The organism is Cognataquiflexum nitidum (assembly GCF_022538055.1).
Taxonomy (GTDB): Bacteria; Bacteroidota; Bacteroidia; order Cytophagales; family Cyclobacteriaceae; genus Cognataquiflexum; species Cognataquiflexum nitidum.
Genome location: NZ_JAKZAM010000008.1, coordinates 43,001 through 65,939 on the forward strand (window position 1 = coordinate 43,001; position 22,939 = coordinate 65,939).

The window sequence follows — 22,939 nt, forward strand, 5'->3', positions numbered from 1 at the left end:
AAAACCTATTGCGCTAAATTAAATCGTAATTGTCCACCAAAGGCAGTAGAACTTCTACGGAAGGCTGTGGTGACTCTTGGGTCGTTGATAGTTCTGTCAAAGTAAATGGTAATGTTCAGACTTTTGCTTACGATATAGCCGATAGTCGGACGGATTTGAATATTCAGGTTGCCATTTGTGACTGTACTTCCTTCTCCGATTTTCCGCTGGACCTGTCTTGTATCCACTACCTTGGTACTCAATCTAAACTGCAAATCATTTTCGAGGATTTCCTGTCTTCCCTGGATTTTGAATGGAATTTTGACCCTTGCTTTGGTATACCCCAAGTCAAATCCAAAATCACGGCTAGATTGTTCGGTTACTTGCGCATTAGAGAAGTTCAATCCTAAATTTCTTTCAGAATTATACTCCATTACAATGTTTAACCTGTCCTTTGTCAAAAGATTGACCCCGATCAATGGCGCAAAACGCTCTGATAGGACCACCTGATTTAGAATAAAGACCGGGATATATTCACCGAATTCGTTGGTGAGGTTTGCTCCCGGGAAATTCCGAATGCTGTTGTACAACTCAAGGCCTTGTTTGTAGAGCAGGGAGTTGGAGAAATTACTCACATCGTAGGTGGAAGTATATGCATGGGTAAGGCTGATACTTGAGAAATATTCTTTGAGTGCCGGTACCTGACTCAAACCCTTGTAATCCACTCTCCAGTTTGGAATCGGTATTTTTGGGAATGGATTCAGTTCTATGGTATTTGGGTCGCGTCCGGAATAGGCTGATAAGAAGGAGAGGGTCAAAACATCCTGTCCATTTAGGGCATATTCTCCACCTGGATTCAGTGCATTAAGCCTGGACTGTATGACACTTCGGTTCTGTTCAAAATCAGTAAACAATGGAGAGTTGTTATTTTGATCATCTCTCGCTAAAGTTGTTCTTATGATTGAATAAGTAATGCTGTATGCTCCGGACCTGTTTGGGCTCAGGGATGTAAACTCCCCGAGATTTTCTGAAGAATTCCTGAAAATTTCCGTGTAATCCCCTGTTTCTCTCTTTCTTGCTTCGAGGGTAATGTTGAAGTCTTTAAACGGTACGACCAATCCCGTGAGCTGCAGGTTTTTTGTCTGATTTTGCCTAAAGAGCTGTGTCATTTCGGTACTTGGAGCCATGAGATTCCTCTCTGCCAAACTTAACCTGATATCCGGATCTTGAGCCCCAAAAATAAAACCGAAGCCCGGATTCATAAAACTTCGATCCAAACCCAACAATCCTGTTTCTGCCATAAATCCAGGAAGGAATGTTCCATCGACAATAGAATACCTGAAGTTGATATCCTTGATCATGGTTAGGAATTGAATGGTTTTTCTTGTAAAAGGGGTCCCAATGGTATCTTCAGCACTGACGGCAGTTCTTCCCGGAATGCTTGGTCGTTTTGGGGCATTCAAGGCCCGATATTTGGCATTTTTATTATAAAGTTTGACAAAATCAAGCTTACCAACCCAAGATTGGTCCCTTGTGTTTTGGATAATATTACCTAAGGTGTCCCGCTGTCCTATGGCACCGGTCAGCCATGAATAAGTGGTGGCATATTTGTAATCCATTCCTATCCAATCCAAAGCACCGATTTTATCCAATGGCAATTTGTAATTGACATTGACCTGATGATTGTAATTAGTTGTTCTGCCAAAATTCCTGATGTTGTTGCGCAAAGAATCTCTTTTGGTTTCAGAATCTATATCTCCATCAGGTTCGTCAACTACAGCCAATACCCTGCTTAGGTAGTCTACCCTTAGGTTTTTGGTGAGGTCCCAGTTGAGGTTATAGGTACGGTTGATGAAGAAACTCTTTTGGAAGAAAGGATCAACTCCATCGATCGTCAGTTGGTCATTCCTGTATTGGGTACGCAAAAAACGCCTGTCTACATCAACTCTGGCTGCAAAGGATGTGGGGACAAAATTGAAATTCATGTCCCGGATCAGACTGAATTTATCTCCTCCCACCCAAGAAGAATTTTTGAAAGGTTCAAAAACCAAAGGTTTTGGCTGGTACACATAGGCCACATTTCCCAGGTAGGTTTCAAAAAGGTAACTTTCAGTATTGATATTGCTTTGCCGCACTGAACCATGGGCATATGAAAATGAGAAATTGCTCAAGTCATAGACACGGTTCTTTTCCTGATTTGGATTTTTGTTTTTCCGCACATTGGTAAAGCCTATATTTCTTCGGGTCATCTGATCCAAAACCTGACTTCGGTAGATGTTCCTTTCAGATTCATTTTGGAATTTTTGGAGTGCTAGGTCAAAGAGTACGTCTGGGTTTAGTGGGTCAAACTGTGGTTTTGTTGTGGCATTTTCAAAACTGATATACATTGGAATGGAGACATTCAATCCTTCCGGGAGGATTTTGTGAACATTTACATTGGCAGAAATATCATATTGGGTAGCAGAAGTCTGTGCCCTTTGGGAAAGCCTTGTCTCCAATCCTCCAAAACCAAAAGTGTTGTGTCTTACTGAAGTAGATATAGTGGCCACATCGGCAATCTGCGCATTAAGCCGCGCATTGGCTGCCCATCCGGTGGATTGTTTGAATCCGGTCAACCTCAATTCATTAGCCCAAATGCATATGGACTTGGAGGCACCGCTGCCGCTTCCTGGATTTCTTACTCCGATCATCAATCCCTGTACCAGACTGAGTTCGGGACGTCCCACCACAGTGACGCGGTATTGCCTTATGTCCTGAGAAAAGGCAAGATTTAAGGGGACTCTTCTGTTGTCTCTTTCTATTTTTACCCCAACGATCTCATTGATGGCAATGTCTATTTCATTTTCCTGTGGCCATATCTGTAAAGGATCACGGGTACCTTTCGGAGTAATATTAAGGGGAACCTCGATCTCATAGTAGTTGTCAGTATAATCTGTTCCCAATCTTAGGAAAGCTGTCATTTCACCATCTTGGGCATCTTCACTGTCAGCATGGATAAACATCTTCATCCGCTCAAACTGCACCATATCAAGTGAATTGGCATTTTTGAAAACTGCCCTAGCATCTTTTGCCTGTAGGTCTTCGACGCATAGCCGTATAGACTGTTCGTTCAATACCCTCTCGACAGAAGCAAGGTTGTCACGGTCTCTGATGATTCCTGGAGGAAGGACATAAGGGCTTTGGGTAGCACTTCCTTGCCCGTTGTCTTCAATGTTGACTACGTCCACACTGAAGTTTGAATTGTCAGGTTCAGGGATTTCAAAAAATCCCCTTTCGTATAGCGATTCCAAGAATACGCGCCACTGACTTGCCACCATGCGGAAGTTGGCCATACGGAGCACCACAGGCTGTTCAAAATCAGTAAGATAGGTTCTCATGTAGCGTATCGATTTGAACCCTGAGATTTCGCCCTGCACCCTGTCAGGAGTCCTTACAGGTATTCTAAAAAGGTACCAATCTACTCTGTCCCCGCTTTGGCTGGAAGTAACCTTGTCTACGATGTAGTTTTTGCCTACTTCCATTTCTCCCGGCCTCAGATCGATTTCGTATTCGTAATAGGCTTCTAATTCATTGACGGTATTGTCATTGTTAAGGTCTTCATTGTCGGGGAGGTTAGATCCCGCGGGCACGAAGGATAGGTTACTGTTGTTGGAGATGGGCGTGTTTCCATCCATTCCATTGAATTTCTTATATCTTTCCAGGATTTTGATATTGTTATTGTCAAGTTCCTGACCCAAATAGTATTGAAAATTATCAGCTGAAGGGTCATTTTTGATACTTTGCAAAGCAGCAGGACTCACGTTCAATCTGTCAATAAACCGGTTTTTGAAAAATTCCTCTTCTTCGTCATTTCGCAGACCATCCATACCCACATCCTGATTTACCCTTGACTCCGGAGAATTGTCAAATGCCGGGATCAGAAACTGCTGTTGGGTGATTTTTCCCCATTCGGTGACATTTGCATTGTTAGGATTCCCGTCTGCAGGCAGCCCATTTTCAAAACCGTGCCTTCCATCCTTGATGACATCTTCTGATACTTCCCCTAGGTTGAATATCAATTTTCCCCCTGTGGTATTGTTTTGGTTGAATTTCCCGTCTAACACCCGACCGTTTTCTCCTTCGATAAACGGATCCAACATCCAGAATTCCAAGTATTCGATATTTGTCCTGTCAAAATCAACTTCTGTCGTTATCGGTCGGGTGACGCCCCCATAATTTTGTCTTGGATTGGGTAGGAGACCATCTGTAGTCAGATTGGGGTTGTAATTGTACATTCCCCTTTCGCTTGGAAAATAGGCAAGCTCAAACAAGGGCTCCGGTACGACAATGACATCTCTGTCCCTGTTTTGGAAGATTTCCTGTGGCAATACCCGCCTGACATAATGGTTGATACGGTCAGCTTGGTTGATATTGGAAGGTACGTCAGCTCCGCCTTCCCTGTAGAAAATGTTGTCAATATTGTACCAAGCTACTTTGGCTCTCCTGTAGGCGTTGCCAAGCCTGTCTGCTGTGATGGCACTTAGGTCAAAAAGGTTGTCATCAGTTTTTGGGGTGGCGGCCAGATGCCATGTCTGTGCAGCGGATCCACCTAGACCATATGGAGTTATGGCTGTCTCAAAATCATCGATGTAGTTGGTGGGCTCACCCAAAACCTGATTGGAAGTTCCCGGGAGCAGCTGCGCAAATTCACCGCTAATCTGCACCAATGATTTTTCTTTGGTATTTGTAAATGGCAGTGCATCTGCCAGTTTGGTCAAAAAGCGGGACTCATCACTGAAGTTTGCATCCAATCCCCACATGCTATTTCTTAGGGTTTCATTGCCTATGGCAATCCTGGTAATGTTTGGTCGTTCGTTCAGGTATAGTAGGGTACCACCGATATTAAATTTTTCATTGAGGATATAATCTACCCTTGTCCCTAATAAACTTCTTGTTTGAAATGACACCAAATCGGCCTTTTCAAAGCTGATAGAAATTCTTTTTCCTGATTGTAGGATTCCCTCATTGATGATATTGACCCTTCCAAAATTGTAATCAACTGTGAAATCCACCCCTTCTGCCAAAGGGATATTGCCTGCCATTACGATTACAGATCCGGGAGAAATATTGAGTCCGGGTAATAAAATTTCTGAAGCAGAACCTGCTGTGAGTCTTCCTTTAATAAAGAATTTGTCATACCTCGTAACCAATTCTGCATCTGCGAGCGTAGTGCGGTAAAGCGTATCAAAAACATATTTGTTTGCTAGGTTGGCTTCATTGGGCAAAAACTGACTTCTTAACGTCTGCCCAAATGGCTCCAAAACAGGGAATACCAAAAGACCACGTTCGGGAAAAATGGTAATCCCGGGAATAAAGTCAAAGTTACCGTCAGGTGCAGGGTCATTTTGAGGGTTGAGGTTATCCAGTCCGGTAAGCCTGATAAGGGGTCTGTTTTTGACATTTTCACCCTCCAAAAGTGTAGGGTTGTCCAGACCTGTCCTGTCATCACGGTAAATTACCTGCAGCTGAAAACCTTCCTGTTTGATTTGGTTGGCATTGAGGTTATAGACGTTTTTCATCATCAAATCCCATGTTGGGATTCTGATATTGATCCTTGCAGGTCTGAGCATTTTTAGGAATATCAGGTCGGAGATGGGTCGGTTCTGGTAGTCTTCTGACAATTCACCCACTTTATAAACCTGTCCATTGTAGGTGTATTCAAATGAAACCGCAAGGACCTCATCGTTTTGAAGTCTTCTTGAAAGTGATAGGTATCCAAGCTCCCTGTTAAACTGGTACTCCGTGGGAGCAAGTTTTCTGGCTCCGTTGACTTGTTCGAAGTCTATGCCCCGTGTCAGTCCTAGGTTGGATTCTATTGCTCCTGAGCCCGTATCAAAAGGTCTGAATGCGGGATTTCCATTGAGGTTATCAAAAAGTAAATTTGCTTGGTTAAATGCCGGTGCGCCGGGATTTCCTGTCCCAATACTTGGGTTTTCAGGTTTGTATATCCTGCTGCCCTCACCCAAATCTACGAATGAGGTAAAATTCCGCAGTGTTTCTGTGTTTTGGGCACGGTTCATTATATAGACCTCCACCCTGGTAATATTGAGTCCCGAGAGAACCTGGGGCAAACCTCTCAGCCACCTTTCGTAATTGTCTCTAAAAAAATGTGCGAGGAAAAAGTGGCGGTTTTCATCATAGGAAGATCCTTGAATTTCAAATTGTCTGCCCTGACCACCAGCTTCAATGACAAGCTCGTCCCTTCTACCTCTTTGGGTAGAGGCAACGCTTGTCACAAAAAGTTTACCAAACTGGAGTTGGGTTTTGACTCCGAAGAGGTTTTGGGCGCCCTGAATCAAACTGTTTTGGACAGGCATGCTTACGTTACCGATTTCTATGGACTTGATGATGTCTTCTTCAAAGCCCGTGTACTCAGCCTTGAGTTGGTTCTGAAAATCAAATGAATTGTTGGAATCGAAGTTTGCTCCGATCTTTAATTTTTGACCCAAAGTACCATTGACGGCCATTTGGATTTGTTGGTTAAAATTAAAATTTCCGTTCTGTTGCTGTCTGACTGGTATGGAGGGATTGTCAATCCGTCTAAAAATCGCACCAAGGTCAAGATCAACAAATCCCGTAGGAATGATATTTATCTCATTTCCTCCAAATATTCTGTCCAAGCTCGGACTTGTGGTAATTGGTGGAATAAGGTTTCTTCCACTGACAGGACTTTCTCCGTCAAGACCCTTTGATCTGCTTCTCCAATATTCCTGTCTGACACGGAATTCCTGGATCTTTGAAAATTCATCAAAATCATATAACATTCCTGGATCTGTATCCGTTGAGTCCACTTGATCCTGGATCCGATATCTTGGGATTGAGTCCATTTCCACCTGTATGGTAGGTTGGATGGGATTCATCTGATAAAAAGGAGAATATTTTGGAAGGTAGGGGTTCTGTGTAGGGAATAGGGGATTGGTCCTCATGTTTTGCCAAAGCAAAAATGAGGGGAGCATTCTCCTTTTATTCAAAGAATCAATTCTGCTCTGAACGGTATCAGATCTGGCCTGTACACTGTCTGAACTTGTTTCCTGTGCCTGTAAATTACCAAAAAACAATAAACAATAGCCCAGAACCAGAAGACCTATTGGTTTCAAAGGGGATGTTGCGCTTTTTTTTGAAAAAAACTGCGGATACAAAAGACAGTCGGGTTTGTGATGATTACGGGTTTTTTAAAGATGCTTTAATTAATTCTTCCAAAGAAATTTCCGGACCGGTTTTTTTCAAAACTGTTGCAATGTTTTTTTCTGCAACAGCTTTGGTAAACCCTAACGTCAGCAAGGCTTGTAACGCCTCTTCTTTTGTTTTATTGTTACTTTTTGAAAATGCAGAGGTAGGTAATACTGAATCCGCAAATGACTCTTTTTTGATTTTATCTTTCAATTCAAGTATAATTCTCTGTGCGGTTTTTGCACCGACTCCCTTGACATTTTGTATAGTCCGGGCATCCTCACTTATAATGGCGCTTTCAAGTTCTTCTGAACTCAAAGATGAAAGGATCATCAAGGCGGTATTTGGCCCTACTCCTGATATGGAAATCAAATTGAGGAACAGCTTTTTTTCAGATTCTTGGCTGAATCCATAAAGCGTATGACCATCTTCCTTGATACTTAAATAAGTGAGGAGCATAATTTGCTCCTCATCTTTGATTTGGGAATAGGTCTGTAGAGAAATTTTGACCTGATACCCCACACCTGAAATATCAATTATTACAAATGTAGGATCTTTGAAGGCCAATTTCCCTTTTAAATATGCAATCATGTTTTAATCTTTGGTTTGGGCATCTACCACTGCGATAGCTACCATGTTGATAATATCCCGGATTGAACTTCCGAGTTGTAATATATGAACAGGTTTGTTCATACCCAATAGCACCGGTCCGATTGCTTCGGCATTTCCTAATTCTGAGAGCAGCTTGTATGCGATATTTCCTGAACTGAGGTCAGGAAAGATGAGCGTATTGGCTTTATGTCCGATCAACGAACTGAATGGATAGGTTTCTTTTTGGATATCGTCATTTACTGCCACGTTTGCCTGCATTTCACCCTCGATGACAAGTTCGGGATATTTTGCTTTTGCCAATGCTGTAGCAATTGCTGTTTTGGAAGCCACTTCACCTTTGGCCGAACCGAAATTTGAATAAGAAAGCATTGCAACTTTTGGTTCAATATTGAAAAATCTGACACCTGTTGCCGTCAGTCCTACAATCTCCACCAATTGCTCAGCAGTAGGATTTACGTTGACAGTAGTATCAGAAAAGAAGAATGGACCTTTGGAAGTGTTCATGATGTACATTCCCGCTACCCTGTTTACATCTGGCTTGACTCCTATGACCTGAAGAGCAGGAAGGATTGTTTTTGGGTAATCTTTAGTCAATCCGGATATCAAAGCATCGGCCTCTCCCAACTCGACCATCATGGCACCGTAATAATTACGGTCTTTCATAAGACGGATACATTCTCCCGGTGTCAAGCCTTTCCTTTTTCTTTTTTCATAAAGGACATTACCAAAGAGCTTTAGTTTTTCTTCGTCCATGTAAGGATCGATGATAGTGACGCCGGTGAGGTCTAGGTTATGCTCTTCAATCAGAGAATCTATTTTATCTTTATTGCCCAGCAAAATAGGGATAGCAACCCTCTCATCTCTCAAAAGCTGGGAAGCTTTGAGAATTTTGACATTGTCTGCTTCCGCAAATACTACCCGCTTTGGATCTTTTTTAGCTCGGGTCACCACTCTAAGCATGAGCCTTTGGTCGATGCCTATTCTTTCTTGGAGTTCCACATTATAAGCTTCCCAATCTGTAATCAGTGTTTTTGCAACACCAGAATCCATGGCTGCTCTCGCTACAGCAGGAGCAATAGTGGTAATCAGCCTTGGATCCAATGGCTTTGGAATCAGATAGGTTTTTCCAAAAGTGATTTTATTGTCTCCATAAGCCCTATTGATAATATCAGGTACCGGCTCTTTGGCCAAAGCCGCTATAGCCTTTGAAGCGGCTAACTTCATTTCTTCATTGATGGAAGTTGCCCGTACATCCAGCGCACCACGGAAGATATAAGGAAAGCCAAGAACATTGTTTACCTGATTGGGATAATCTGACCTTCCGGTGGCCATAATGATATCGTCCCTTGTGGCCATGGCCAAATCATAGGCGATTTCCGGATCAGGATTGGCTAAAGCAAATACTATTGGATTTTCTGCCATCAGGAGAATTTGCTCGGGGCTTACTGAATTGGCCGAAGACAAACCTAGAAATACATCGGCACCTGTCATGGCCTCAGTAAGGGTATTTAAATCCCTATATGTCGCAAATTCTATTTTGGTAGCATCCAAATCAGGTCTGTCTTTTCTGATTACCCCTTTTCGGTCACACATGACAATGTTTTCAGGTTTTACTCCCAAAGCCATGTAAAACCTTGTACAGGCAATAGCAGATGCTCCGGCTCCATTGACCACCAAAAGAATTTCTTCGATTTTCTTACCTACTACCTCAAGTGCATTTAATAAGGCAGCGCCAGAGATAATTGCAGTCCCATGCTGGTCATCATGCATGACGGGGATATTCATTTCCCTTTTTAGGGTCTGTTCAATGACAAAGCACTCCGGAGCCTTGATGTCTTCGAGGTTGACACCTCCAAAGGTTGGCTCAAGGGATTTGATGATATGGATTAGTTTGTCGGGATCATTTTCCGCGATTTCAATATCAAAGACGTCTATCCCGGCAAATTTTTTGAAAAGAACACCTTTTCCCTCCATCACGGGCTTGGAGGCTTCGGGACCGATATTTCCCAATCCAAGAACTGCCGTTCCATTAGAAATGACAGCTACAAGGTTACCTTTGGCGGTATATTTATAAACACTTTCTTTGTTTTCGGCTATCTCTAAGCAGGGCTCTGCGACACCGGGGGAATAAGCTAATGCCAGGTCTAACTGGCTGGAGAGTGGTTTGGTGGGTACTACTTCGATTTTTCCGGGTTTCCCCTGAGAATGGTAATTTAAAGCGTCTTGTTTTCTGATTTTAATAGCCATAAAGGTTTATTGTTAAAAGGGGTCAGCTTGACTGTTCTTTTTCACCCAAAAGGTCAGTAGCCAATAAGATGGTTTCTATTTCGCGGATTGCTTCTCGGTGGGCTTCATTAGGATAGTAAACAAAGCCCTCCATGTAATAAAGTTTCCCTCTTTTGGAATCCACAATGACATAGGACAAAAATGATCCGCCCATGCTAAGGTTGTTGGTCTTCCAACCTCCCCGGATTTCTACCCCAAAATTATTTTTGATGAGGAAATTATTGAATAGGGGAGAAGGGTCTACTCTTTCGATGGTCAAGTAGGAATTTTGGTTGTTAGGATCTCCAAAGATGTGTTTTTTGGTGATTTCTTCGCGCAAAGCTATAATAGAATCTGGAAAAGCCTGCTGTTCGGATGTGTAATCTGTGGCATAAAAAAACAGGCTGATGTCCGGTCTGCTTGTGTTGGGAGTCGGTTGTCTCATCCACAGAAAGTTATCCTCAGACTTTACGATCTGATAGGAAGCAGGGGCATTGATTTCCAATCCTAACTTTTCTGAGGCTACTCTTGCCTCTGAGCTTTTTCTGCTCATCAATACTTTCTCTAACCTTTCCCTTTCTCTCACCTGAAACAGGTTTCTAAGCTTGTTTTTATTCTTCAATAAATTTTCAACAAGCTGGATTTCATTGTTTCCAAAAAGGTAAATTACCTCCTGTCCCTGTGCAAATTCATCTTCACTTCTCAATAGATAAAGATTTGGGTCGCTCGCTGCTTTTTCTTTAGCTTCTTTTGTAAATATTGCATTGATGTTTTGACTCCCGATTTTTTTATCGTCAAATGTGGTTACAAAAATGATATTGGTGGAAGTTTTAAATAACCTTGACATTGCGCTTGGATCAATTTTCCTGATGTCAAACATACTTTCTCCTCTGATCAAGCCCGGAACATCCGACTGGAAAACTTCCCTTAAGGCGTCTCCGACAGGTCCGTCCCATTTTGCTGAATCAATTGCCAGAACAATTTCACCGATGGCACCTCTGGCTTTGGGTTTGGTGGAAGATGAACCTTCACCTTCTTCACAGCTCCAAAATGTGAATGAAGTAAGTACAAGGACCAAGGACAAGGTTATTTTTTTTAAATTTTCCATAATGATTTTTGTTACTGCTACAATTTAGGAATAAGAATAACCGGGAAAAAGTTTGACTTATCAAAGGGGCTAACCGATTTTCAATTTTTGCCCGGGTTTGATTTGATTGGAATTAAGATTGTTGAGTTTTTTGATTTGGTCAATGGTTAGGCCATCGAATTTTTTGGAAATTATCCAAAGGGAATCCCCCGGTTGAACAGTGTAGAATTGGGGTGAACTCACCGGTGATTTTGTGTTATCAGCAAGGGTGGTTTGAAAGGAATCTCCTTTTTTGTAGATCGCTAGTTTTTGACCTACCCTGATGGTATTGGAGCTGAGGTTATTCCAGTTTTTGATATTTGTCACTGTGGTACCATGCTTTTGGGCAATTGTCCCTAGTACATCACCTGACTTGACTACATAGGTGATTTTATTTTGGTTGGCCGGAGATTGGATTGTGGTCGAAGCCACTGCAGGCTTGGTTATATTTGCTGTGGTGATGGAATTTGTCCTCAAAACCACAGATCTTTCGCTGGTCAATTTAACAGCATCAGCAAACTGTTCCTTGTTTTCGGTAATGTAATCCACTTTTGATTTTGGCACATTGACAGCCATAAATTGGTTGGAAATAGGGATCAAGCGGTTTTGTACAGCAGGATTAAGGTATTCTAAGTCTTCGATACAAATTCCTGAAATTGCTGCAAGCTGCTCGAGATCCAACTCTTGATTAAAATTGATTTTTTCGTAGGCAATGGGGTAACTAGGTTGTTCCAAGATCAGGTTATGATCTTCGGCATATCTTATGACGTACATCATGGCCTGAAATTGTGGCACATAGCTTCTCGTTTCTTTTGGAAGGTAATCATATACTCCCCAAAAAGTCTTTTTTCCACCTGATCTTCTGATTGCTTTTCTGACATTTCCAGGACCACAGTTGTAGGCCGCCAAGGCCAATTCCCAATCTCCAAACATCCTGTAAAGCGATTTGAGGTATTTAGCAGCAGCATCAGAGGACAATTCAGGATCCATTCTCAAGTCTACATCTTTGTTGTAATCCAGGCCATACATTTTCCCTGTGGCAGGCATAAATTGCCAAAGGCCCAAAGCTCCAACTCGTGATTTTGCTTTTGGATTTAATCCGGATTCTATAATGGAGAGGTATTTGATATCCTCTGGCATATCATGGTCAACCATTGCCTGTTCAAACAAGGGGAAATATGTATCCTTTCTTTGAATGACCATTTTGGTGTATTCCCGGTTTCGGACCACAAAGTAATTGATAAAGGAGAAAATCCTTTCATTCAATTCAAATGGCATATCTGTATCCATTTCTTTGATTTTCTTCGCTACTTCGTTGTAAGTAAAATCAGGGATGTGATCAAAATGATAAATAGCAGCAATGGTTTCTTCTTCTATTGTCGCATTGTTGATGCCAAATAATTCCTGGCCTATGGCAGCAGGTTGAATGAAAAAGAGAAGTAAAAAATTGAATGTGAGTGAGATAGATAGATTTTTCATTGCTGGGTAATTTTGAGTTAATTACTATTTAATTCCATCAAATAATTGCCAAAAGCATATAATTCAGCCTCTTTAAATGAATTTGCCATTATCTGGATCCCGATAGGTAAACCCTTGTTGTCATTGCCATTTGGAAGGGACAATGCAGGAACTCCCGAAACAGAGGCCTGAACTGTAAATAAATCTTCCAAGTACATGGCAACAGGGTCATTACTATGTTCTCCAAACTTAAACGCTGTAGAAGGCGTAGTTGGCATAATAATATAATCAAATTTATTTAATACTTCTTCGGTAAATTCTTTAATTAATCTTCTGACCTTCTGCGCTTTGGTGAAATAAGCATCATAATAACTTGCACTAAGCACAAATGTACCGAGCATGATCCTTCTTTTTACCTCATCCCCAAACCCCTCAGATCTGGTCAGTTTGTACATACTCTCAAGGTTATGGGCGTGTGGGCTTCTATGGCCGTACTTTACCCCATCAAATCTCGAAAGGTTGGAACTTGCCTCGGCAGTCGTCAGGATATAATAAGTAGGTAAGGTATACTTCAGTAAAGGGAAATGAACTTCTTCTACCTGATGACCTTCCTGTTTGAGTTTCTCCAAAACAGCCAAAGTGTTGGCCTTGATTTCAGGCTGTAAAGCTTCTGATTCAATGGTTTCGGTGATGTAAGCGATTTTTGCCCTTTTTCCAAAATGTAAAAGTTCTGAATAATGCGGAACTGGTTTTTTGGAAGCAGTGCTGTCAAAATTATCCGGACCTGCCATGATTTCCATGACGAGTGCATTGTCGCGTACATTACGGCTGAGGACACCTATCGTATCAAATGAAGAGGCATAGGCGATCAATCCCCAACGCGAAACCCTAGAATAGGTAGGTTTGATTCCTACAAGACCTGTGAATGCAGCAGGCTGCCTTACAGAGCCACCCGTATCTGTTCCCAGAGAAACGGTGCATAGGTTGGCTTGGACAGCCACAGCAGAGCCTCCTGAGGAACCCCCAGGAACCCGCGTTTCATCCGCAGCGTTGAGAACCTTCCCATGGGCAGAATTTTCGTTGGAACTTCCCATTCCAAATTCGTCACAATTGAGCCTGCCGATAATAATGGCATCTTCATCGATAAGCCTCTGTACCGCGGTAGCAGTAAATTGGGATTTGAATCCCTTGAGGATTTTGCTTGAGGCGTTGGATTCGTGGGCTTTGTAAACCAAAACGTCTTTGATTCCAACAACCATCCCGGCAAGTCTACCGGCTTTTCCCGAAGATATTTTTTCATCCACTTTATCGGCCTGGGCCAAAGCGGAATCCTTATAAACTTCAACGAAGGCGTTGAGGTGCGCCTTCGTTTGGATGTTTTGTAGATAATAATTTACAATCGCTTTACAATCGGTTTCCCTATTTTCAAGCGACTTTTTAATGTCGTCAAATGAAAGGAATTTTTCCAAGGTGTGTTACTCTTTGATTCTGATTAGTCTTTTTTCTTTTTCTCCTTGAGACCTTCTTCGAGGTCGTCCTGAATCTCCTTGGTGGCATCTTTGAACTCTCTGATTCCTCTTCCTAGTCCTCGTGCCAATTCAGGGATTCTTTTGGCACCAAATAGCAGAAGTATAACAACTATTATCAAAATAATAGAACCTCCGCCCATGTTTTGCAAGAAACCCAATGTAGTCATGATGGTATTGTTTAGATTTTATATGATACAAAGATATAAGAGTGACTGTCTTACACAAAGGAAAGATGCTCCCTCACATCGCTTTTTTTATAAATATACGATTTAATTGTTTTATCGTCCCGCTAGCCAAGTGGATGGGTCCATTGGCTGGAGTCCTTTCCATGTTTCAAAGTGGACTTCAGCTACTCCTTCCTTGTTTGTATATACTTGACCCAATACCTGCTTGGCCTTCACTTTGTCACCGGATTTGACTGAGACGACCTTAAGTTTGCTATACATGGTATAATATTCCCCATGTTTTACAACGATTGTTCCTCCATATCCTGGGAGTGTAAATATTTTGGTGACCTCGCCTTCAAACACCGCCCTGACATTGGAATTGGGAGTGGTCTGAATATCTACGCCGTCGTTATCCTCTGTGATTCCCTTAAGCGTGGGGTGGGGATGGGTTCCATATCTTTTGGTAACAAAACCCGTTTCCACCGGCCAAGGCAATTTCCCTCTGTTACCCGCAAAGGAGCTTGACAGTGCTGCCGCCTCTGGTGTCAACGGGATACTGCTGCCTGAAGATTTGGATGCGGTGCTGTTTTTCTTTTTTGCCTCAGCTTCTGCCAGCCTTATTTCTTCCTCTATGATCCTTTTGATCATACTGTTGAGGTTTTCCTGCTGTTTTTTGGCTGCTGCAATTTTTTTTCTGAGGTCTTGCTCCTGCTTCGAAAGATTGTTTACTATTCCCTGTTGTTCCCTTTTTTGCTTATCGAGCTGCTGCTTTTGTTCCTGTTCTTTGGTCAATACGACTTGTTTCTCTTTTTTCTTTGCTTCCAATAGGTTCTTTTGGAATGCTAGCTCTGAGGTTTTTTCATTGATCAGCTCTACCTGCTTTCTTCTGGCGTCAGAGTATTGTTTGAGGTATTTCAGTCTCATGTAAAACTGTTTGAAAGTCTTGGAGCTGAATATAAAGGCAGTCATCGTCATACCGGAATTCAACTTTGAAGAGGTATAGACCATACCTGCATACTCTTCTTTCAGATTTTTGAGATCTGATTCAAGAGAACTGATGGAGCTCTCTGTTTCTTTGATTTCTCTGTTTATAAGCGTGACTTCGTTGCTTAGGGTTCTGATAAAGGTGATCCGTGTCTGTAGCTGTTTGTTTACTGCATTGAGCTGCCCTACGGATGCTTTTTTTGTTTCTGAAGTTTTTTTAAGTATTTGGTCAAATTCAGACAATCGCTTTTGAATATCTGCCTTTTCCTTCTCTAGCTGTGTTCTTGTTTTCTTGGTTTGGGCAAAAGCTTCCCCTTCAAGAAATCCAATTGACAGCAAGAGTAGAAAGAGAACAATTTTTATTTTCATCATTCAAAAATGAAATGGAAAGGTAAGGGCTTCGCTTTGGTACTCTATCTTGCTGAATTCAAGATGAATAATGGCGTTTTGAAGACCTTCATTTGAATTAAATGAAAGTTTAAGCAACATCTTGTTTGGGAAGGGCTGACCATTGACGACTTCGAAGGTGGGATAACTGGCTATTAAAGCCCCCTTGTCATCAAGAGTGTTGCTAGTCAGTTCCACAACTTTCCCATGATTGGTGCTTACGCGCGAGTGGTACCTGACACCTTCCCTTACTTGGGTCAGTTCAAAGTACTTGCCGGCTCTGAGTAACCTGTCCCTGTAGCTAAATTCTTGGGGTACATTGGCAAATACAAGGTTTTGAATCAACGGAAGATCCAGTTTAAGTCCATACCTGTCTAGCATTTCAACAAAACTTATGCTGATATCCTCTCCATTGATTCGGTCTTTGATCCGCATTTTGTCAGGAGTGACAATGCCTCGTATAGCTTCCACTCCCAATCCTGGGGTGATGCTGAACCATACAACACTGTCTTTTTTTGCTCTTAAGTTGATTGTTCCTTTGGTAATTTTGCCATCAGATTCCTCCAGGACTATTCTTCCCTTGGCACTGATATATTGGAATTCAAAATATCCAGGATTGAACTCCTGCATAATCTCATCAGAGGTGTAGAGGTTGGTTTTTTTTGCACAACCCGAAATGAAAACAGCAAAAAGAAGTAATAAAGCTATTAAAGGCCTAATCATAATACTTTTTATCCTTTATCTTTTTCAATAAAAATTCAGAGGTATCTTCCCCGCCTTCGGCTTTTTTCCAGTAGGCGATGGCTTCATTGCTATTGCCCAAATGAAATAGAATGTCACCATAATGCTCCAACATCACTCCGCTGGGAGATTCTTCGTATTCCAAAGCAAGTTCCATGTATTTTTTTGCTCCTTCATAATCTTTCAGCTGAAATAGAACCCATGCATGGGTATCAAGGTAAGTGGCGTTTTTTGGAAATCTTTTGACCAATTGGCTGGACATGGTCTTGGCTTTTTCAAGATCTTTTTTCGCTAATGAAAGGTAATAGGCATAATTATTAAGGACATGTTCATCATCAGGTCTTACTTTCAGCACGGCCTCGTAGGCTTCAAAAGCTTTTTCGGTAGCACCGGTCAAATGGTAGGCATCGCCCAATTGTCCATTTACCAAAAGATCCAATTGCGGGTTTTTTCCTTTATTGACTTCAAGGGCTTTGTTTAAGGAACTTTCAGCTTCTGGTCCCTTTTTCAATGCGAGCTTTGCAGTGCCGTCAAAAAACCAGAATTCAGCCCTTTCAGGAAATTCCTCTACAGCTGTCGAAGTCAGTTGCTCGATCTCGCCGAAATCTTTTCCCGATTCAAACATCGTAGTGATCACTCCCTGTAAAACCTGGGCGTTTGAGGGATTGATCCTTATGGATTTTTTGTAAAGTTCCAAAGCTCCTTCCCTGTCACCTTCAAATAATTTCTTGTCTCCCAAGACGGTCAGGATATCCGCATCATTGGAATGGTTGGTAAGCATGCTTCCTGTCAGGTGTTCTAAAAGAGCGTCTCTTCTTGCTGATTTGGTTTCCTGAAGGATGCCTGCAAATGCCTGGGCTTTAACCTGTGCTTCAAGGTCTGGATTGGCAAATGCGGCTTTGATAGATTCCTCGGCTTTGTCAATTTCACCCTTGTCTTTGTACAATGCATAGACAGCCATCTGAAGGTCCGGCTGATTGGGATAGGCTGTAAGAGATTTTTCGACGTGTTGAATAGCCTGATCGGTTTTCCCATTATTAAAAAGGATTTCGACAAGACTGATTACAAATTGGGAGTTTCCCGGCTGTGAATCAATCAGCTTTTCTCCTTCGGCAATGGCACTGCTGAGGTCATTTTTTCGGAGGTAAATTCGCTGTTTTTGTGTGGTGATCTGCGAAGCCATGCCATAATACTCTTCCGCTGCGGTTAGGGCCTCAAGTGCCTTTTCAAAATCGCCGGCAGCAAGATACAATGATGCAAGGTCAAGGATATAGTTTTGATTTTCGCCCGAATTGGCCATGAGTTTTTCCAAAATCGCGGCAGCCTTTTTTGGTTCGCCTTTCTTGGAATAAACTTCAGCCATCACAAGGTTATAGTATTTATTGTCAGGATCCAACTCCACCGCTCTCATCCCAAATTCCAAAGCCTTGTCCACTTGGTTTGCCCGTAAAAGAATCTCGGCAATTTTAAAATTGATCGCAGGTTGTTCGGGACTCAATTCTTTTGCTTTCTGGAAGTAAAAATAAGCCCTATCAAAATCCTCCTGTATCAAAAACCGCTGCCCATCAATAAATAACCTAGAGGCTTGGGCTTCATTCAATTGCTTTTTTCTTTCTTTTCGGGAAAGTTTTTCTTGGGAAAATGCACCGAAGCTGACCAAGATCAACAATGAAATACTTAATGTTTTTTTTATGTGTATGGCCACAGGCAAGGTATGATTACGATTTTGATTTGATTGGCAAATTTTCAGAAATGCTGTTTCCTTATATTTATACCGATATTGTTCCATTGAATATGGAGACCTGATACTTAACGCAAACATAGTACCTTTTTGTTCTTTCTGGCTAAAGTCAATTTTAACACATAGCCCAAAACTCCTGTTTTTTCAAGGATGTTTGTACTTAAGATTTGCCGGTACTGCCATACCCTCCTGCTCCACGCTCGGTTTCGGAAAGGTTTTCCGTAGCATCCCATTGGATTTGTTCATGCTTGGCAATGACCATTTGTGCGATTCGCTCTCCGTCCTGTACCACGAAAGTTTCACTCGAAAGGTTTACCAACAAAACCTTGACCTCACCTCGATAGTCCGCATCGACTGTTCCTGGAGTATTGAGGACCGAAAGGCCATATTTAAAGGCCAAGCCACTTCTCGGCCTGATCTGGGCTTCATATCCTGCCGGCAACTCAATAAAAAGTCCTGTACCTATCAGCTTTCTCTCCAATGGCCCCAATGAAACGGGTTCATCAATGTTTGCCCTGAGGTCAAGACCTGCAGCCAAGGGAGTCTGGTATTCTGGTAAAGTGTGTTTGGATTGGTTGATTACCTTGATTTTCATGGTTTTCTTTTTTTCAAAGGATCGGAGAACTTTCGGAGTTCCTCTTTTTCAAGCCACAAAACTACAAGAACAAAAACAATCACAAGGCTATTTCTTGTAATAAATTGAAGGACAGCCTGCTCTATTTCCAAGAAAAATCCCAGATAGCTTAATCCAAAAGCAAATATGAGGTAAAAGGAATCTTTTCCTGTCTGGTAAGGAATCGGGAAATATTTCTGCCCAAAAAAGTAACAAACAACTGCCATAATAAAATAACTCAACAAGGTGCTCAACGCAGCCCCCATATAACCGAGAATCGGAACAAAAACAAAAATCACAAGGACTGTCACCAGCGCCCCGATGGCGGTGATATAAAAACTGTATTTGGTCTGATCGGTCAACTTAAACCAAATACTGAGATTGAAATATATCCCCAAGAAAAGATATCCCAACAATAAAACCGGGACGATATATAACGCTTCGCTATAGCCTTCCCCACGGAGGAAAAAACTGCCAAGCAGATCCAGATTGACCGAAACCATCACCATCAAAAGCGAACAGAAAATCACAAAAGCATGCATCACCCTTGCAAAAAGAGCGGGACTGTTTTTGTCTATGGATTGGTTGAAAAAAAAGGGTTCGGCAGCATATTTGAATGCCTGAATAATTAGGTTCATGAATATGGCCAATCGGAAATTCGCTCCAAAAACACCACCGGCTTCTCTTTGGCTCAAACCTTCGTAAAAGTTTTCGGGCAATACGTATTCAAACAAGCCTCTGGAAAACACTTCATTGGTCACACCCGCCAGACCCATAAACAGCAGGGGAACTGCATAATGCCACATCGGTTGGAGGATTTCTTTGTTCATCCCAAACGAGAATTTTCCTGATAGTCTGAACAAAACCGGAATCATCAGTGCATTGGCAAGAAGGTTGGAGAGTAAAATGTATTCTACCCCCCAATCAGAATTGTAAATGGTATTGACAAAAGGCTGAAGAGTAGGAAGGAGGTCTCCATTCCACACATGAAAACAGAATACGATGAAGAAAATGTTGAAACATACATTCAGCAGAATATTGCCAAGCTTGGTAAGTGCAAAGGGAAGCGCTTTGTTTTCCTTTCGCAACTTGGCATAAGGCAAAGCCAAAACTGCATCTATGGCCAATATCCACGCCATCCAACGGAACAGGTATTCCTGTCCCTCGTACCCAAGCCAACTTGCAATAGCAGGTGCACTGAAATAGATAATTGCTCCCATCGAAATGGATGTGGTAATCAACAGCGATTGGATCTGTGCAAATACCTTTTGGGGATCGAGGCCTTTTCCCGTGGCATAGCGGAAGTAGGTTGTCTCCATACCAAAGGTGAAAATGATATTTAAAAAAGCTATGAAAGCATAAATCGCAGTGAAAGATCCTAATTCTTCTTTGGCAAGGTATGCGGTATAAATGGGGAGAAGTAAAAAATTAATGGTCTTGCCAAGGATGCTGCTGATGCCATAGATGGCGGTCTGTCCGGCAAGTCTTTTGAGTTGGCTCATTTCTAAAATAGGAAAGGGGACTTACTCCCCTTTGAAAACCGGTTTTCTTTTTTCAAGGAAAGCAGAAGTACCTTCTTTATAATCGCCTGATTTGACACATCTTGCAAAACTGTTGGCCTCGGTTTGGTATCCGTCCTCGTCAGGTACAAAGACCGAATTGACGCAATCCACGATCATTCCTATGGCAAGAGGGGCTTTGCTCATGATTTTTTTGATAATTTCTTCGGCTTTGCCCAAGGCCTCTTCTTTGGTGGAAAGCACATGGTTGACCAGGCCTAGCGATTTTGCCTCATCAGCACCGATCATATCTCCGGTCATCATCAGCTCGTTGGCTTTTCCCCTTCCGATAAGGTAGGTCAGTCTCTGAGTCCCGCCATATCCGGGAATGATTCCTAGATTGACTTCCGGCTGTCCAAATTTGGCTGCAGCTACCGCTATTCGCATGTGACAGGCCATAGCCAGCTCACATCCGCCACCTAATGCAAAACCATTGATGACAGCAATGACCGGCTTGTGGCAATTCTCTATCATGCTAAATATGTCCTGACCGTTCTCTGCAAATTTTCTTGCATTCAATTCGTTGAGTTCTGCGATTTCACTGATATCTGCACCTGCAATAAACGCTTTTTCGCCTGAACCTGTGATGATTACAGCTTTGATATCTTTGTTGTCTGCAACTTCTGTGAAGATTTCCCTGATTTCCGTTAAGGTGGCAAAATTGAGTGCATTCAATTTAGATTCCCTGTTGATGGTCAAATACAGAATGCCAAGTTTTTCTTTGGAGAGAATGTTCTTGCTGTCAGGCATGATTATGAGGTAGATGTGAATATCAAATATACAAGCATGGCATTCATTCCCCAAGCATTGCCCTAAAAAATACCTTGAAGCCCAAATCAAGCAGGGTGGGGATAATAAGAATTCTCGGTATAATTTATGATTGGTATTATGCTAATTTATGGAAGGTCACCCGAGGCTTTCGGCTTATTTTCTTATTTTTGCGCAATAATCCAAATAAAACTAACTTCTTTTATTTATGTCATCAAAAACAAAAATCACCGTAGCCTACGGAGATGGTATAGGTCCCGAGATCATGAAAGCCACGCTTGAAATCCTCGAAGCGGCAGGCGCACAGTTGGAATATGAAGTAATAGAAATCGGCGAACAGGTATATTTAAAGGGAATCAGCTCTGGGATGGAACCGGGAGCTTTTGACTCTTTGAGAAGGACAAAAGTATTTCTTAAATCTCCTATCACTACGCCACAAGGTGGAGGATTCAAAAGTCTGAATGTGACTACCAGAAAATCCTTTGGATTATTTGCCAATGTCAGACCTTGCAAGGCATTTTCCCCTTTTGTAAAGACTTATTTTCCAAAAACTGACCTTGTCATTATCCGTGAAAATGAAGAAGACCTTTATGCGGGAATTGAACACAGACAGACTCAAGAGGTGTATCAGTGTTTGAAATTGATATCCAAACCTGGTTCCGAAAAAATCATCCGCTATGCCTTTGAATATGCGAGGAAGTACGGACGCAAGAAAGTGACCTGCATGACCAAAGACAACATCATGAAGTTGGCAGACGGCTTGTTTCACAAGACATTTTTGGAAGTAGCCAAGGAATATCCTGAAATCCAGACTGACCATAAGATCATTGATATCGGAACAGCCTTGATTGCAGAGAGACCGGAGATTTTTGATGTAATTGTGACATTGAATCTGTATGGCGATATAATTTCGGATGTGGCTGCACAGGTCACAGGCTCTGTAGGATTGGGTGGTTCGGCCAATGTAGGAGAGGAAGTCGCCATGTTTGAGGCGATTCACGGTTCGGCGCCTGACATTGCAGGTATGGATATTGCCAACCCTTCAGGATTGCTCAATGGTGCCATCATGATGCTTGTTCATATCGGACAACCCGAAGTAGCTGAAAAAATCTCCAACGCCTGGATGAAGACCCTTGAGGATGGCATCCATACCGGAGACATCTTCCAACCTGCCCTTTCTTCCAAAAAAGTCGGTACAAACGAATTTGCAAAGGCAATCATCGAAAGATTGGGACAAGTGCCTTCAAGCCTAATTCCGGCGGTTTTCGATAAATCTGCAACTGCACCTATGCAAATCAAATTGAGTCCTGTCACCAAATCCAAGAAAGAACTGATTGGTGTGGATGTTTTTGTGGATTGGGATGCAGAGGGAAGAAACCCGGATGTCATCGGGGAGAAGTTAAGAAAGGCAAATGCTGACGGACTCGTTCTCCAATTAATCACCAACAGGGGTATCAAAGTATATCCCGGAGGTATGGCAGAAACGTTTTGCACTGACCATTGGAGGTGTCGGTTCCAGACTGCGGGTCAGTCGGTGATCACCCACAAGCAGGTTTTGGATCTACTTTCCCAGATCGAAGGCTTGGGATTTGATTTTATCAAAACAGAGCATCTTTATGCTTTTGACGGGGTCAGGGCTTATAGTCTGGCGCAGGGGGAGTAAAGAGGGTTTGAAGGTTGAAAAGTTAAAATGTTTAAAGGTTGATACGCTTTAAGAGGCGAGAAGCGAGAAACGAGAAAAAAGAGACGAGAAGCGAGAATCTGAAACAGCTTTGTCTTGTCACCTCGATGTAGGAAGGTC

At 42.2% G+C, this 22,939-nt stretch carries 14 protein-coding genes; 1 reads left to right on the plus strand and 13 read right to left on the minus strand.

Going from position 1 to position 22,939, the window contains the following annotated elements; all coding sequences use genetic code 11:
* Positions 1-5: 5 nt before the first annotated feature.
* From sov to MMU07_RS07130, 13 genes are all read right to left on the minus strand, one after another.
* Complete coding sequence (gene sov / locus MMU07_RS07070; protein WP_418884506.1) at positions 6-6,944, minus strand: T9SS outer membrane translocon Sov/SprA; 6,939 nt, start codon at positions 6,942-6,944, stop codon at positions 6-8.
* Positions 6,945-7,179: 235 nt separating this feature from the next.
* Positions 7,180-7,779, minus strand: a complete 600-nt coding sequence (ruvA, locus tag MMU07_RS07075; RefSeq protein WP_241125151.1) for a Holliday junction branch migration protein RuvA — start codon at positions 7,777-7,779, stop codon at positions 7,180-7,182.
* A gap of 3 nt (positions 7,780-7,782) precedes the next feature.
* A complete protein-coding gene (locus tag MMU07_RS07080; protein ID WP_241125152.1) occupies positions 7,783-10,047 on the minus strand; it encodes an NADP-dependent malic enzyme in 2,265 nt (754 codons plus the stop codon).
* Positions 10,048-10,069: 22 nt separating this feature from the next.
* Positions 10,070-11,173: a DUF4837 family protein gene (locus MMU07_RS07085; RefSeq protein ID WP_241125153.1), complete on the minus strand. Its 1,104-nt coding sequence runs from the start codon at positions 11,171-11,173 to the stop codon at positions 10,070-10,072.
* Positions 11,174-11,242: 69 nt separating this feature from the next.
* Positions 11,243-12,670, minus strand: a complete 1,428-nt coding sequence (locus tag MMU07_RS07090) for a lytic transglycosylase domain-containing protein (protein WP_241125154.1) — start codon at positions 12,668-12,670, stop codon at positions 11,243-11,245.
* Positions 12,671-12,687: 17 nt separating this feature from the next.
* Positions 12,688-14,118, minus strand: a complete 1,431-nt coding sequence (gatA, locus tag MMU07_RS07095) for an Asp-tRNA(Asn)/Glu-tRNA(Gln) amidotransferase subunit GatA (RefSeq protein WP_241125155.1) — start codon at positions 14,116-14,118, stop codon at positions 12,688-12,690.
* A gap of 23 nt (positions 14,119-14,141) precedes the next feature.
* Positions 14,142-14,345 carry a twin-arginine translocase TatA/TatE family subunit gene (gene tatA, locus MMU07_RS07100; RefSeq protein ID WP_241125156.1) on the minus strand — a complete coding sequence of 68 codons (204 nt, stop codon included), beginning with the start codon at positions 14,343-14,345 and terminating at the stop codon, positions 14,142-14,144.
* A gap of 111 nt (positions 14,346-14,456) precedes the next feature.
* On the minus strand, positions 14,457-15,701 hold the full coding sequence (locus MMU07_RS07105) for a murein hydrolase activator EnvC family protein (protein ID WP_241125157.1): 1,245 nt from the start codon (positions 15,699-15,701) through the stop codon (positions 14,457-14,459).
* A complete protein-coding gene (gene lolB1 / locus MMU07_RS07110) occupies positions 15,702-16,439 on the minus strand; it encodes a lipoprotein insertase outer membrane protein LolB1 (protein WP_241125158.1) in 738 nt (245 codons plus the stop codon).
* Positions 16,432-18,156 (minus strand): tetratricopeptide repeat protein, encoded by a 1,725-nt coding sequence (locus MMU07_RS07115; RefSeq protein WP_418884509.1) that lies wholly within the window; start codon positions 18,154-18,156, stop codon positions 16,432-16,434. The genes lolB1 and MMU07_RS07115 overlap by 8 nt, the downstream gene beginning before the upstream one ends.
* Positions 18,157-18,358: 202 nt before the next feature.
* Positions 18,359-18,793, minus strand: a complete 435-nt coding sequence (dut, locus tag MMU07_RS07120; protein ID WP_241125160.1) for a dUTP diphosphatase — start codon at positions 18,791-18,793, stop codon at positions 18,359-18,361.
* Positions 18,790-20,313: a lipopolysaccharide biosynthesis protein gene (locus MMU07_RS07125; RefSeq protein WP_241125161.1), complete on the minus strand. Its 1,524-nt coding sequence runs from the start codon at positions 20,311-20,313 to the stop codon at positions 18,790-18,792. Before MMU07_RS07125 ends, dut begins: the two co-directional genes overlap by 4 nt.
* A gap of 21 nt (positions 20,314-20,334) precedes the next feature.
* Positions 20,335-21,120 (minus strand): enoyl-CoA hydratase/isomerase family protein, encoded by a 786-nt coding sequence (locus tag MMU07_RS07130; RefSeq protein ID WP_241125162.1) that lies wholly within the window; start codon positions 21,118-21,120, stop codon positions 20,335-20,337.
* 226 nt (positions 21,121-21,346) lie between these two features.
* On the opposite strand from MMU07_RS07130, the gene MMU07_RS07135 reads away from it, so the two are divergent.
* The gene (locus MMU07_RS07135; protein ID WP_241125163.1) at positions 21,347-22,801 is read left to right on the plus strand and encodes an NADP-dependent isocitrate dehydrogenase; all 1,455 of its coding nucleotides are present in this window, start codon (positions 21,347-21,349) and stop codon (positions 22,799-22,801) included.
* The last annotated feature ends 138 nt before the right edge of the window (positions 22,802-22,939 follow it).

Coding starts and splice junctions, on each gene's coding strand:
- sov (WP_418884506.1), bottom strand. CDS start 6,944: ATGAGGACCAATCCCCTATTCCCTACACAGAACCCCTACCTTCCAAAA.
- ruvA (WP_241125151.1), bottom strand. CDS start 7,779: ATGATTGCATATTTAAAAGGGAAATTGGCCTTCAAAGATCCTACATTT.
- MMU07_RS07080 (WP_241125152.1), bottom strand. CDS start 10,047: ATGGCTATTAAAATCAGAAAACAAGACGCTTTAAATTACCATTCTCAG.
- MMU07_RS07085 (WP_241125153.1), bottom strand. CDS start 11,173: ATGGAAAATTTAAAAAAAATAACCTTGTCCTTGGTCCTTGTACTTACT.
- MMU07_RS07090 (WP_241125154.1), bottom strand. CDS start 12,670: ATGAAAAATCTATCTATCTCACTCACATTCAATTTTTTACTTCTCTTT.
- tatA (WP_241125156.1), bottom strand. CDS start 14,345: ATGACTACATTGGGTTTCTTGCAAAACATGGGCGGAGGTTCTATTATT.
- MMU07_RS07105 (WP_241125157.1), bottom strand. CDS start 15,701: ATGATGAAAATAAAAATTGTTCTCTTTCTACTCTTGCTGTCAATTGGA.
- lolB1 (WP_241125158.1), bottom strand. CDS start 16,439: ATGATTAGGCCTTTAATAGCTTTATTACTTCTTTTTGCTGTTTTCATT.
- dut (WP_241125160.1), bottom strand. CDS start 18,793: ATGAAAATCAAGGTAATCAACCAATCCAAACACACTTTACCAGAATAC.
- MMU07_RS07125 (WP_241125161.1), bottom strand. CDS start 20,313: ATGAGCCAACTCAAAAGACTTGCCGGACAGACCGCCATCTATGGCATC.
- MMU07_RS07130 (WP_241125162.1), bottom strand. CDS start 21,120: ATGCCTGACAGCAAGAACATTCTCTCCAAAGAAAAACTTGGCATTCTG.
- MMU07_RS07135 (WP_241125163.1), top strand. CDS start 21,347: ATGTCATCAAAAACAAAAATCACCGTAGCCTACGGAGATGGTATAGGT.